This window comes from Streptomyces sp. BoleA5 (genome assembly GCF_000373665.1).
In the GTDB taxonomy this organism is placed as follows: Bacteria; Actinomycetota; Actinomycetes; order Streptomycetales; family Streptomycetaceae; genus Actinacidiphila.
The window spans coordinates 107,861-121,190 of the sequence record NZ_KB892092.1; the positions used below are offsets into that span (position 1 = coordinate 107,861).

Annotated in this window: 8 protein-coding genes; 1 reads left to right on the plus strand and 7 read right to left on the minus strand. The window is 72.1% G+C overall.

Translation table 11 applies throughout. From position 1 onward, the window contains the following. The first annotated feature begins 186 nt into the window (after positions 1-186). Positions 187-708, plus strand: a complete 522-nt coding sequence (locus B085_RS0107945) for a universal stress protein (protein WP_026250787.1) — start codon at positions 187-189, stop codon at positions 706-708. Between the two features lie 155 nt (positions 709-863). Here the strand turns inward: B085_RS0107945 and B085_RS0107950 are convergent, their stop codons facing one another. The 7 genes from B085_RS0107950 to B085_RS0107980 all read right to left on the minus strand — a co-directional run bounded on the left by B085_RS0107950 (position 864) and on the right by B085_RS0107980 (position 13,302). Continuing rightward, positions 864-3,806: a S8 family serine peptidase gene (locus B085_RS0107950; RefSeq protein WP_199789171.1), complete on the minus strand. Its 2,943-nt coding sequence runs from the start codon at positions 3,804-3,806 to the stop codon at positions 864-866. A gap of 706 nt (positions 3,807-4,512) precedes the next feature. Continuing rightward, positions 4,513-7,374: an NHLP bacteriocin export ABC transporter permease/ATPase subunit gene (locus B085_RS0107955; RefSeq protein WP_018558042.1), complete on the minus strand. Its 2,862-nt coding sequence runs from the start codon at positions 7,372-7,374 to the stop codon at positions 4,513-4,515. Position 7,375: 1 nt separating this feature from the next. Further along, complete coding sequence (locus B085_RS0107960; RefSeq protein ID WP_018558043.1) at positions 7,376-9,634, minus strand: NHLP family bacteriocin export ABC transporter peptidase/permease/ATPase subunit; 2,259 nt, start codon at positions 9,632-9,634, stop codon at positions 7,376-7,378. After that, entirely contained in the window at positions 9,631-10,437 is an 807-nt protein-coding gene (locus B085_RS0107965; protein WP_026250788.1) for an HlyD family efflux transporter periplasmic adaptor subunit, read from the minus strand. Before B085_RS0107965 ends, B085_RS0107960 begins: the two co-directional genes overlap by 4 nt. A 104-nt stretch (positions 10,438-10,541) precedes the next feature. Further along, entirely contained in the window at positions 10,542-10,769 is a 228-nt protein-coding gene (locus tag B085_RS0107970; RefSeq protein ID WP_018558045.1) for a hypothetical protein, read from the minus strand. A gap of 417 nt (positions 10,770-11,186) precedes the next feature. Beyond that, positions 11,187-11,906, minus strand: a complete 720-nt coding sequence (locus B085_RS41705) for a TetR/AcrR family transcriptional regulator (protein ID WP_018558046.1) — start codon at positions 11,904-11,906, stop codon at positions 11,187-11,189. Positions 11,907-11,985: 79 nt separating this feature from the next. Then, positions 11,986-13,302 carry an ABC transporter substrate-binding protein gene (locus B085_RS0107980; protein ID WP_018558047.1) on the minus strand — a complete coding sequence of 439 codons (1,317 nt, stop codon included), beginning with the start codon at positions 13,300-13,302 and terminating at the stop codon, positions 11,986-11,988. Positions 13,303-13,330: the final 28 nt, after the last annotated feature.

A 13,330-nucleotide genomic window follows, 5' to 3' on the forward strand; every position in this document is an offset into this window, starting at 1 on the left:
CACTCCCCGGCGGACACGCCGCCGCCGGGCGCGCCGTCCCGTCCGGAGGTGCCTGGCTTGTCACACTTCGCGGGCGGCGCCGGTCGGTAGCGGTGGATGCCCGGTCGTCCTCGCGCGACCGCCTCCGGTCACCGAGGCCGTCTCCCGTTCAGCACAGCCGTTCAGCTCAGCCCCGAAAGGTTTCTCATGGCAGGCCATGGAGTTCCCGGACCCCTCGGCGACGATCCCCTGCCGCGGTCCTCCACCGCGGGGCGGCCGGCCCCCGTGTCCGGCGGTCACCACGCGGCCGTCGACCGGTACGGCGTGCTCGTCGGATACAGCGGCTCCGCCACCAGCAGACGGGCCCTGTCGTACGCGGCCGGGATGGCGCGGCGCACCGGCGCGACACTCCTGATCGTCCACGTCGCGAGGGAGAACCCCGTCGCGTCGCTGCTCGGCTACGAGAGCGCGGGCGGCGGGGTCGGGCCCCGCGGGGGCACGCACACGCTCCTGCGGCAGCTCGCGGGCGAGGACCATCTGTCGGGGCTGCCCTGGACGCTCATCCACCGCAAGGGCGCCGTCGCGGACGAACTGGAGAAGGCGGGGCGCAAGTACCGGGCGAACGCCATCATCGTGGGAGGCGGGCGCGGAACCGGCAGCAGGCTCTTCCGCTCGATCTCCGACCGCCTGGCGCGCAGGGCCCGCCGCCCGGTCATCGTCGTCCCCTGACGGCGGCCCTCGCGACCTGCTGCGCGGACCGCCTGGCGGGTCAGGGTGCGGGGCCCGCCTGCCGAAGACCCCGTGCCGACGAGCCGGGGGCCGGCCTCCCCCAGGGAAGGCCGGCCCCCGGCTCGTCGTGAGCTGGTCAGTGCGTCGGTCCGCGGTCAGCGGGAACTGATCAGCAGGCCGGGTACGACGGTCCGGCCGGTGCGGAACTCGGTGTACGCCCACTGCTCGACGTCGGGCTGCGGACCCACGGGGTCGAGGGTCACCTGTGACGACCCGCCCCGCTCCACCCTGGCCGGTGTGGTCATGGTGGCGTTGCGCCGGTCGGCGTTCTCAGGGATGACGGTCACCCCGAGCCGGTAGGGGACGTCGGACGAGGTCGCCGTCTGGGCGTGGACGTAGGCGGTGTAGACGCCGGGTTCGGGGAAGAACCGGACGCTGCGCTCGCTGCTGTGCCACGAGGCCCAGCTTCGATCGACCAGCTTGCCGTCCTTGTAGAGGTACAGGTCGAGATTCGTGCCGGGGTCGTCCGAGGCCGTCTGCACGACCAGTCCGGCCGAGCCGCGCGGCACCACGATTCTCGTGCCCTGGGTGCCCACCCCGCCGGGGGAGAAGACGCCGCCGCTGACGGTGGTCGTGAGCTTCTTGTCCGTCCAGGTCACGGGGGTGTAACCGGTGGTGCGGCCGGCCAGCGGTCCGGTGAAGCCGGGCTCCAGGAAGCCCTGGCCCTGACCGCCGGTGCGGCCGAACTCGATGCCCGTGTCGTCGTACGGCCGGGGCGTGAAGCCCCACGGCCGGCCGGCGACCGTCAGGCGCACGCGGTGCTTGGCGCTGCTGAAGACGAGTGAGCCGGTGGTGTAGCGGTCCCAGGTCGCGGTGCCCCGCTCCAGGGTGATGGTCACCTTGGCGGTGGCTCCGGGCTTCACCGAGATCGTCCGGGGGCTGACGGTCACCTTCATCCCGGCGAGGCCGTCGACGTGCGCGGTGTACGTCTCGGTTCGCGTGCCGACGTTCGTCAGCCGCCGGGTGAGCTGTACCGGCTTCGTCCCGTCGTACTCGCGCAGCGCGATCGACGGCAGGTTGATCTCCTTGCCGTCCGGAGTCGCCGCGGCCGCGAAGCCGGTCAGTTCGGCCGCCGAAGGCTCGATCACCAGGCCGGGGTCGTCGGCGGACGAGGTGCGCGGCAGGCCCGAGCCCTGGCGGAGGGGGTTGGTGGTGCCCCGGGTGTCGGTGGCGGTGGTACGCAGTGCCGAGGCGGTCGCGCCGGGCGACCACTTCGGGTGCCGGGTGCGCAGCAGTGCGGCCATGCCGGCCACGTGCGGGGCCGCCATCGAGGTGCCGGAGTAGGCGTCGAACAGGCGCCCGCCGTCCATCGGCGACACCGCCGCGACCACGTCGATGCCGTCCGCGACGAGGTCGGGCTTCTGGAGTCCGGTGTGCGTCTGGTCGGGGCCGTAGGACGAGAGTCCGGCCACGCTCGGCAGTCCGACGAGGCTGCTGCCGTCCCCGCCCTGGGCCAGCGAGGCGGTCCCGTCGGTACGGTGCGCCCACAGGTAGTTGAAGAGCTTGCCCGCCTGCTCGGCGCTCCACAGGTAGACGGTCGGGAAGTCGTAGATCACGTTGAGGCGTACGTTGCCGGTCGACTGGAACAGCACCACGCCGACACCGCCGGCGGCCTTGACCGTCGCCACCGCGTCGACGGAGTCGATGAAGTCGCAGGCCACGATCTTGCCCTTGACCTTGGCGGGGTCGAGACTTCCGGACCAGCAGTACTGCGCGCCGTCCTCGAGTGATCCGGCCTGGTCGGCGAAGACGATCGGTGTGCTGCGACGGGACGGGAGCTGGTCCATCGAGGTGCCGACGATGCGGGTGCCGTCGCCGAGTCGCACGGTCGCCTCGTGGGACCGCTCCACCGTCGCACCGACCGTGGTGACCCAGGGTTCGGCGTTGCTGATCATCCCGGACATGCCGTCGTTGCCGGCGGACGCCGCGACGAAGACGCCGGCGAGGTACGCGTTGAGGAAGGCGTTCCCGATCGGGCTGTTCGGCTGGTAGTCCCCCATCGCCGTGCCGATCGAGTAGTTGATCACCTGGACGCCGTCGGCCACGGCCGCGTCGATCGCCGCGATGATGTCGGCGTCCATACCCGAGCCGCCCCACAGTGCCTTGTACACGGCGATCCGCGCGTCCGGCGCCACTCCGGAGATCGCGCCGTAGTCGTGCCCGAGGACCATCGCGTGCTTGACGGGAAGACCCGCCGCGGTGGAGGCGGTGTGGGTGCCGTGCCCGTTCATGTCCCGGGGTGAGAGGCTCTCGCCGTCGGGCAGCGAGCCGTGGGCGCTGAGCCAGCCGTCGGCGAAGTAGCGTGCCCCGACGATCTTGCCGTTGCAGGCGGTGGCGGGGAAGTCTTTGCTGCTCTGGCAGGTGCCGCGCCAGCCCGCGGGCGCCGCCATGGTGGCGGCGAAGGAGGCGCTCTCCGGCCAGATCCCGGTGTCGATCACACCGACGACCACATTGGAGCCGTGGACCGGTTTGGTCGTGGTCGTGGTCGTGGTCGTCGCCGTCGCCGTCGCGGTCGTCGCCGTACGCGCCGCCGTCCGCCCCGGCGCCTGTGCGGTGGGCTGCGCCGCCTGCGTGGTCGGGGTCGTCGCCGCGTCGGCCTTCACGAGGCGGGCCGGGGTGACCGCCGCGACCCGCGGGTCCTTGGACAGCTTGCCGGCCTGTGCGCCGGTCAGTTTGACGGCGAAGCCGTTGAAGGCGGTCGTGTAGGTCCGCTGAGCCCGCACCCCGAAGTCGCCGAGCACGTCACGCTGCGCGTCGCCCAGGTGCTGGCGGTACTTCTCGGCCGCGGCCGAATGAGGCTGGAGTTCCTGCCCGGCCGCCGGTCTCGTGGCCGCGAGTCCCTTGACGCCGCCCGTGTACGAAGTGACGGGCGCTTCCCGCAGCCGCACCACGTACTGGCCTTTGACGGTGCCGGGCTGCGCGGCGGTGCGCAGGGCGCCACCACCCGTGAGGGAGGGGCGGTCGTGGTCGTACTGGCCCAGCTTCAGGTCCGGCAGCGGGGTGCCGGTCTGTGCGGCGGCAGGACCGAAGTTCCCCAAGCCGCTGAATATGGTGGCGAAAACGGTGATTGCCGACGCCACGGCGATTCGGCGTCGTCGTCGAAGGCTCGGGCTTCTGACCACGAGTCTCCTCCCATGAAGTTAACGGTGTGAATGTCCGTCACACCCAACCTCCAGGCGATTACGGGAAGATCACGTTCGTATGACGATCCGTTCCGCCCGGCGTCGCCGCGGCCGCCCGGCGGGGGGTCATGCGCCGTCGTGGAGCGGTGAGTTCCCCGCGTCGGGAACGGCGGCCGGTCGATCTCCGAGGTGCGGGGAATCGAGCCTCCCAAGGCCTTGACCAGCGCGAACTCGGATATGGCGGCGAGCGGTTCGGTCCGTGCCCGCGGGTGGTGGCCGTGGGGTTCTCGGGGGGGCGGCGCGTCGCAAAGGCCCCGGGCGACGTCCGCGCCCGACCGCCTGTCGTCTTGCAGACAGGTGTCGGGATGCCGACACCGCGAGACGGCACCTTCCCTGTTCGAAGGGGCGACTGCTCCCGCTTGCCGGGGATCCGACACCGCACTCGGGGCCCGTGCGGTCGCCACCGCATACGGCGAGCGCGGAGACGCCCACCCCCGGCTCCGCCACCCGCAGGAGCCCTCGCGATCCCCGCCCCGAGAGTGACGAGAAGCGGTGGCTCGCCGCAACGCCGCGTCAGTCATCGGCGGACGCCCGCACGTTACCGGCGCGCCGTCCCCCTGATCTAGCTCATCTGGCGCCGCACCAGCCCGTGCAGCCGGCCGCCGGGGTTCGCCAGCAGGTCGGCGGGACGGCCCTGCTCGACGACGCGCCCGTCCTCCATGACGACGACGCGGTCGGCGTCCAGGACGGTGGAGAGCCGGTGGGCGATCACCACACGGCTGGCCCGCAGCCGCCGGGTGCTGTCGATGACGATGCGCTGGGTCTCGTTGTCGAGGGCGCTGGTGGCCTCGTCGAGGAAGAGGACGCGGGGCCGGCGTATCAAGGCCTGGGCGATCATCAGGCGCTGGCGCTGGCCGCCGGAGATGGTGCTGCCGCCCGCGATCATGGTGTGCAGGCCCATGGGCATGCGCTTGATGTCCTCGGCGAGACCGGCCATGGCGGCGGCCTCCATCGCCTCCTCCTGCGAGTACGCCTCGGCGCCGCAGATGCAGTCGAGGATCGAGCCGGTGAACGGCTGGGCGTTCTGCAGCACGACGCCGCACTGGCGGCGGACCGCGCCCTGGTCAAGGGCGGCCAGGTCCTGGCCGTCGTACAGGACGCTGCCGGAGGCGGGACGGTCGAAGCCGATGAGCAGCCGCAGCAGCGTGGACTTGCCGCAGCCGCTGGGGCCGACGATCGCCACGAACTCCTCGGGCCCGACCCGCAGGGAGACGTCGTCCAGGACGAGCGGGCCGTCGTCGGAGTAGCGGAAGGAGAGGTTGCGGGCCTCGATCGCGCCCGAGAGGACGCCGGGCTGGGTGCTGCCGCCCCGCACCTCGGGGGCCTCGTCGAGGATCGGCTTGACCTGCTCGTACATCGGCAGCACCGCCGCGGCCGACAGCAGTGCCCCGGTGAGCTGGGTGACCGAGGTCAGCAGCATCGTCATGGCGGTGCTGAAGGTGAGGAAGCCGGAGGCGGACAGCGAGCCCCGGGCAGGACCGGCCAGCAGCATGAACATGATGAGTGAGCAGAGCGGCAGGTAGACGGCGTTGAGGACGGTGGTGATGTTCTTCACGCGGCCGGCCCGCCGCTGGAGTTCGCGGCTGCGCGCGAAGCGGCGGGCCCACGCGGCGTAGGCGAAGCTCTCGGCGGCGGCGACGCGGAGTTTGGGCAGGCCGCGCAGGGTCTGGAAGGCCTCGTTGTTGAGCTTGTTGCCGAGTTCCACCAGCCGTCGCTGCCAGCGCAGTTCCCACAGGCCGAGGCCGAGGAGCAGGGCACCGATGACGACGAGCATGCCGAGGGCGGCGAGAGCCAGCGGGACGCTGTACAGGAGGAGCAGGACGAGGTTCATCGCCCCGACCGTCGTCGCCTGGACGGCGACCGGGCCGACCCCCGCGAGCACGCGGCGGATGGCGCTGATGCCCATGGCGGCACTGGCGAGCTCACCCGTGGAACGCCCGGCGAAGAACCCCGTCGGCAGGCGCAGCAGGCGGTCCCACACCGCGGGCTGCAGGGTGGCCTCGATACGGCCCTCGATACGCAGCACGGTGAGGTTCTGCGTCAGCATGAACGCGGCGCACACCAGGCCGGTGACGGCGACGGCCAGCGCGGCCTGGACGATGAGCCCGGTCTCGGCGTCGGGTACGTACGTACCCAGCACCTGCCCGGTCGCGATGGGCACGAGGGCGCCGAGGCCGACGGTGACCAGGCTGCTGAGGACGAGGTTGCGCAGATCACCGAAAGAGCCCCTGAGGCTGAAGCGCAGCAGCCGCGTCAGACCGGTGCCCCGCTCGGGGAGCGGCCGGTAGAGCATGTCCGCGCGCTGCTCGAAGTCCTCCGCGTTGTACTCGGCGACCCGGACGCGGCTGCTGCCGCCCGGCCCGACCGCCTCGTACCCGCCGCGCCGCCACAGCAGTGCCACCGGCGCGCCGGACGCGGCGCGGCGTCCGACGAGGGGGCCGGTGTTCTCCCGCCACCACTCGCCGTCGAGGCGTACCGGTCGGCTGCGGATGCCGGAGGTGAGCGCGACCCGCTCGACGGGGTCCACGCGGTCGCTGACGGCGCCGCTGCGCGACGGCGGGACGAGGGTGATCCCGGCGGCCTCGGCGACCTGGCGGCAGACGGCGTACGTCGTGTCGTCGGAGGAGGCCGCGGCCGTACGCGAGGGGGCCTTGCGGGAGGCGGTGATGGAGGCGAGCAGATCGCGGTCGGCCTGTTCCCGCACGGCCTCCCCGGCCTTGATGCCCGCGGCCGTACGGTCCTCGTGGGCGCGTTCCATGCCCTCGATCCAGCCGTCGAGCGTGGACAGCAGCCGGTACTGCTGGTTGACCATGCTCTGCCACATCGCGCCGTCGATCAGCAGGTCGCCCGCCGCCTCCGCGGAGTACGCGGCGCCGTACTGCACGCTGCCCGGCAGGACCGGCAGCCACAGGATGTCGTCGTCGGCGACGTGCTCGGCGTCCGTGGCGCGGCCGGTCAGCGGGGCCTCGTACAGCACGCGCTGGCTGCGGCCGACGCCGAGCGCGAAGGCGTGCTCGAGGAGGCTGAGGGCGAGTTCGCGGGTGTCGTGGCCGGCGCCGTACGGACCCTGCCGGTCCCAGCCGTCGCCGTACGCCGCCTGCTGCGGGTGCCGGTACAGCTCGCGCAACGGGACGCGGCGCAGGTGGCAGCCCTGCAGGGGGCGGCCGACGAGGGTGTGCCGGGGTCCCTCGACCGGGCCGAGCAGGAGGGCGCCGGGTTCCAGGCGGCCCAGGTAGTGCCAGTGGCCCTGCTGGGCGGCGTCGACCGCGAACAGGTCGAGGGCGCCCGCCACGACGAGCCACAGTACGTGCGGCCCCTCCAGCGGGAGGCTGCGCAGGCCGGCGCAGTCGACGGGGGTGCCCAGCCCGCCGAGGGCGGCCAGGACCGGGTCGTCGGCGGCGGTGCCGGGCTCCACGGGGGTCACCTCAGTGCTCCTTGACCAGGGCGGCGTACGCGCCGCCCGCCGCGATGAGTTCCTCGTGGCGCCCGCGCTCGACGACCGTGCCGTGGTCGAGGACCACGATCTCGTCGCTGTCGCGCACCGTGCTGAGCCGGTGCGCGATCACCACGCAGGCGCAGCCGCGGCGCCGCAGGTTGTCGATGATGGCCTGCTCGGTCTCCGCGTCGAGGGCGCTGGTCACCTCGTCGAGCACCAGCACGCTGGGCCGCCGGACCAGGGCCCGGGCGATCTCCAGCCGCTGCCGCTGCCCGCCGGAGAAGTTGCGGCCGTCCTGCTCGACGCGGCTGTGGAGGCCGCCGGGGCGCCGCGCGACCACCTCGTACAGGCAGGCGTCGCGCAGGGCGGCCTCCACGTCGCCGTCGGGAATGGAGGGGTCCCACAGCGCCACGTTGTCGCGCACCGTGCCCTCGAAGAGGAAGACGTCCTGGTCGACGAAGGAGACGGACGCGGCCAGGGCCCCGCGCGGGATGTCCTCCAGACGCGTCCCGTCGATGCGGATCGCGCCCTCCCAGGGGCTGTAGAGCCCCGCGATGAGCCGGGAGACGGTGGACTTGCCGCTGCCCGAGCCGCCGACGAGCGCGACCTGGCGGCCGGGGGCGACGGAGAGCGAGAACCCGGACAGCAGCGGCTTGTCGAGGGGGCTGTAGCCGAAGGTGACGTCCTCCAGCGTGACGTGGCCCTTCAGACGGCGGTTGCTCGCCCCGGACTCGGGACGGGCGTACAGCGAGTCCACGGGGAAGTTCTCGACGTCCTTGAGCCGCACCACGTCGGCGGCGAAGTCCTGGATGCGGCCGGCGACGCCGTTGAGCCGGGTGATGGGCGCGGTGAACCGGGTGACCAGGGCCTGGAAGGCGACGAGCAGACCGATCGAGATGTGCCCCTCCACCGCCCGCAGCCCGCCGATCCACAGGATGAGCGCGCTGTTGAGCGTGGCGAGCGTCGGGGCGACGACGGACAGCCAGGCGCTGGGCACGCCGAGCCGCTGCTGCTCCTCCAAGGTGGAGGCGTGCTGCCCGGCCCAGCGGCGGAAGTAGCCGTTCTCGCCGCCGGTGGCCTTCATCGTCTCGATCAACTGCAGGCCGGTGTACGAGGTGTTGGTGAGCCGGGCGCTGTCGGCGCGCAGTTTCTGCGTCCGGGTGGCGCGCAGCCGGGTCACCAGGCGCATGGCGACGGCGTTGAGCAGGGCGATCCCCACCCCGAGGACGGTGAGCTGGGGGTCGTACGTCCACATCAGCAGCGCGTAGAGCACGACGACGACGCCGTCGACGGCCGCCGCGGCCAGGTCGCGGGCGAGGGTCTCGGCGACCGCGTCGTTGGACTGCAGGCGCTGTACGAGGTCGGCCGGGCTGCGCTGGGTGAAGAAGGTGACCGGCAGCCGCAGCAGGTGGCGAAGGAAGCGGGCGCTGCCGAGGGTGGAGGAGATGATGCGGCCGCGCAGCAGGTTGGACTGCTGGACCGCGGTGAGCGCGGCGGTGAGCGCCACCAGGACGGCCATCGACGCGAACAGCACGCCCAGCAGGGAGGTCTGGTCGCCGATCAGGAACAGGTCGATGTAGGTGCGGCTGAGCGCGGGCAGCGCCGCCCCGACCGCGACCAGCAGGAGGCTGGCCACCAGCGCGGCGAGCATGGTGCCGCTGGTGCCGCGCAGCCGGGCCGGAAGGGCGCCGAGGACGCCGGGCCTGCGGCCGCCGCGGTGGAAGTCCGGGCCCGGCTCGAAGGTCAGCACGACACCGGTGAAGCTGGTGTCGAAGTCCTCCACCGGCACGAAACGCCGCCCCTTGTCGGGGTCGTTGACGTGGACGCCGCGCCGGCCGAGGCGGCGGCCCGTGCCGTCGTAGACGACGTAGTGGTTGAACTCCCAGAAAAGGATGGCCGGCGCCTGAACATCGGCGAGGGCCGCGGTCTCCATCTGCATGCCCTTGGCCTGCAGGCCGTAGCCGCGGGCGGCCTTGAGCAGGTTGCTGGCGCGGGAGCCGTCGCGGGAGACGCCGCAGGCGATGCGCAGTTCCTCCAGCGGCACGTGTCGGCCGTAGTGGCCGAGCACCATCGCCAGGGAGGCCGCCCCGCACTCCACCGCCTCCATCTGCAGCACCGTCGGCGTGCGGACGGTGCGCGGCCTGCTGCGCGGACGCTGCCGGCGGGCGCGCGCGGGCTCGGGACGGTGTCTGCGGCGGCCGGCGGGCGGCAGCGGCCGCTGCTGGGGCCGGGCGGTCGGCGCGGTCAAGGGAGCAGCCAATCGATCGGGCGCTGTGCGGCCAGGTGGACGGCGCCGGTGGCCAGGGTCATCGAGTCCAGCTCGTAGGCGGGACCGTCGCCCTTGGACCAGCGATATCCGGTCGGGGTGGAGGAGGAGGCGTCGAGCCTCACGACGACGGCCACCGGGCGTCCCGCGCGGGTGAGTTGCGCCGCGAGTTGCGGGTCGCCGAGGTCCGCGGCGATCTGCCGGGCGGTGCGCGAGGTGCGGCCGACGGTCTGCACATGGCCACGCAGCACCCCGTACCGGGCCTGGGGCGCGGACTCGACGGCGAGGTCCACCGCGGCGCCCACCGGTACCGAGGAGGCGCCGGTCGCCGGGACGTAGAGGGTCGCGACGAGAGGGTCGCCGGTGCGGGCGACGCGTTCGACGGCCGCCACGTCCGCGCCGACGGTGACGACGGTGCCGATCGAGGCCACCAGGGCGGTGACCCGGCCCGCCGCCACGGTGCGGACGACGGTGTCGCCGCGCGCCGTACGGACGTTGAGCAGAGGGGCGTCGGCGGGCAGGCGCTGCCCTTCCTCGGCGAGGACCCGGGTGACCTGGCCGGCGACCGGACTCTGCAGGACGTAACTGCCCTGCCCGTAGCCGATAATTCCCGGCACGCTCAATTTCGAGGACACGGAACCGTTTACCGCCCAGGAACTCGCGGCGGCGATCACAAGAATGGCGACGGCCAGCACGACACGGCCCTGCGGGCGCGCAAAACGCACCGGGAGGTCGAGCGCTTCCGGTGATTGGAGCTTGGCAAGGGCCTTTTGGCGAAACTGCACGGAACTCTTCCCTCAGCCGCATGCCTCGCCATCGGGGCACAAGGCCGCAATGGCGTCCGCGGGTCCCGGAAGGGAGGCATCCGGGACCCGCGGATCCATCAGTGTCAGAGACCCGCGATCAGGCCGGTGGCCAGGCCGGTCACGGCGCCGGTGTTGACGCCGGAGATGCCCTCGACCGTGCCGACGACACCGGACACGGTGCCGGCGACCGGGGCGATCGACTCGACGGTGCCGGTGGCGTTGGCCACGAGGCCGCCCACGAGACCGCCGGAGACGTTGTCCAGGTCCGCGTCGGAGATCTCGCGGGTCTCAACCTGGGAGGTGAAGTCCATGGGGGGTTTCCCTTCGTGTGAACACATTTCATGTGGCGAATCATCAGGGGGGCAACCTCTTCGCCACGGCACGGGATACAAGCATGGGAGCAGCTGGGACGGCCAATTGGCGACGGGTGTGTTCGAATTTGGTTCGGATTCGCGACTTCACCGGTGTGGTGCGTTTCCCACTTTCCGGCGGCAATTCCTTCACACTCGCGGATCTCCCCGGGGCTGCGGAACCGGGCACTCCGGATCAAACCGCGCACACTGCCGGGAGGTGTCCCGTACGGACGTGCGGCCGTATGTCGCCCGCGTGTGCGGTGTGCAGATTTACCGGAGGTAATGTTCAGCCCTGAGCTTGAGCGGGGCCTTTCGCCCCGTGAGCAGGGGTGATCCCGCGGTCCGCGGGCGCCGGGGGCCGGGGCCAGGACGGGCTCAGGCGGTGGCCGGACGGGCCCGGCCGGCGGCGTCGCCCTCTGCGCCGGACAGCCCGAAGTCGCAGAGCCTGCCGATGAGTTCCAGGGCGGTGTCGGTCAGGTCCGCGGCCTCGCGGGCGTCGTCGCAGACGACGAGCTCCCGCCCGATCTCGGCGATCGTCGTCGTGAGCGCGATCAGCAGGGCGCGGTCGCCCGGCCGTTCGTGGGTGATGCCGAGCAGGGTCGCGTTGTGGCTGATCCAGGTCCTGAGGTTCTGCCGGCCGAGCAGGTCGAAGCCCGGCGGGGTGTCCCCGGTGTAGAAGAGCCTGGCCATCTCCCGCCGGGCCCGGGTGTGTTCCAGGTACGCGCGGGTGCCGGTGAGGAAGAGGGCGCGCGGGCGGCTCTCGCCGGTCTCCCGGAGCCGGGCGACCGCCCGCGCCGTGGTCTGCGCCTGCGCGGTGCGGAACTCCTCCCACAGGGCCAGGAAGAGGTCCACCTTGCCGTCGAAGTGGTGGTAGAGCCCGCCGACGCTGGCGTCCGCGCGGCGGACCACCTCGGCGATGCCGGTCGCCGCGTACCCCGACTCCCCGAAGACCTCGCGGGCCGCCTTGAGGAGCGACTGCCGGGTGGTCGCCGCCCGGCCGGGCGTCCGGGCCGGGGCCGGCCCGGACGCCCCACCGGTCGTGGGAAGGTCCGCGGGATCGCCGATGAGCAGCTCGTCACCGCGTGTGTCGCCCATCCCGGGACCTTCCGTCCGTCACGGTCGCGTCGCGCCGTGAACCCACTGCCTGGAGGGGCAGCACACTACCCCTGGTCGTTCAGGGTGCCGGGATGCCGTCGGCCGGGGCCTGCGGCTGCGCCGTGGTGTACGGCGTGATGGCGCCCCGCTCGGAGTCCGTGACCAGCGGCGTACCCTGCAGGGCGACCTCGGTGCTGCCCTTCAGGATGCCGATCTGGACGCCGGTGTAGCCCGCGTGGGAGTCCCCGCTGAACCGGAAAGGCACCAGCCCGGGTCCGGTGAAGCCGCCCTTCTCCACGGCCTTCACCAGCGACTCGCGCGTGGGGTTCTTCCCGGCGCCCTGCAGTGCCTGGACGAAGGTGTAGGCCATGGACATCCCGAACTCGACGTTGCCGTCGAAGGGCAGCTTCGGGATGTACTTGTCGTGGATCCCGCGGAAGAGCTTGATCCAGCTGTTGGAGGCGTCGTTGGTGGGCGGCATGTAGGTGTCGGTGATGATGCCGTCCATGAGCGCCGCCGGGTCGGCCGTGCCGCCCGCCTGCTTCGCGAAGGACTGCAGCAGTCCCGCCAGGGTGGTCGGGTCGGAACCGACGTTGGTCACCACCATCTGCGGGTTGTACCGGAGCTTGAGCGAGGTGAGCTTGAACAGCGCGGTGTACGTCGGGATGGTGAACAGCACCACCACGTCCGCCTTGGACTGGGCGATGGCTGTGACCTGCGGGGCGATGTCGGTGCCGCCGGGCTGGTAGCTCTGCCGGCTGACCACCGACTCCTTGGGGACGTACTGGTCCAGCCCCTCGACGCCGTCCTTGCCGAAGTCGTCGCCCTGGTAGAAGTAGGCGACCTTCTTGCCCGCGAAGTTCTCCTTGATGTACTGGCCGAGGATCTTGCCCTCGACGAGGTAGTCCGGCTGCCACCCGAAGGTCTGCGGGTGCTTGTCGGGCTGGTCCCAGCAGCGGCAGCCGGAGGACACGAACAGGTCCGGCACACGGCGGCTGTTGAGGTAGTCGACCACCTTGGTGTGGGTCGGCGTGCCGAGGCCGCCCATCATGGCGAAGATCTTGTCCTCCAGGACGAGTTCCTTGGTGACCTTCACCGTCTGGGTCGGGTTGTACGCGTCGTCCTTGTACCGGAAGTCGATCTTCCGGCCGTTGACCCCGCCGCCCGCGTTGACGTGGTCGAAGTACGCCTTGGCGCCCGCCGAGACGTTGCTGTACCCGGGCGCCGCGGGCCCGGTGAGCGGCTGGTGGCTGCCGATGACGATGCTGTCCTCGGTGACGCCCGGTGCGGCGGAACCGCCGCCCGAGCCGCCCGAACAGGCGGTGAGCACCAGGGCCAGCACGGCCAGCGCGGCGCCGCCGCGCAGACGCAGGCCCTGTCGGTGACTTCTTCTCATGACCCCTCCTGGAACCGAATCGGATTCG

Excerpts from the sequence above, each read along its gene's own strand:
- B085_RS41705 (WP_018558046.1), bottom strand. The coding sequence starts at position 11,906 with ATGGGCGACACACGCGGTGACGAGCTGCTCATCGGCGATCCCGCGGAC.
- B085_RS0107980 (WP_018558047.1), bottom strand. The coding sequence starts at position 13,302 with ATGAGAAGAAGTCACCGACAGGGCCTGCGTCTGCGCGGCGGCGCCGCG.
- B085_RS0107945 (WP_026250787.1), top strand. The coding sequence starts at position 187 with ATGGCAGGCCATGGAGTTCCCGGACCCCTCGGCGACGATCCCCTGCCG.
- B085_RS0107970 (WP_018558045.1), bottom strand. The coding sequence starts at position 10,769 with ATGGACTTCACCTCCCAGGTTGAGACCCGCGAGATCTCCGACGCGGAC.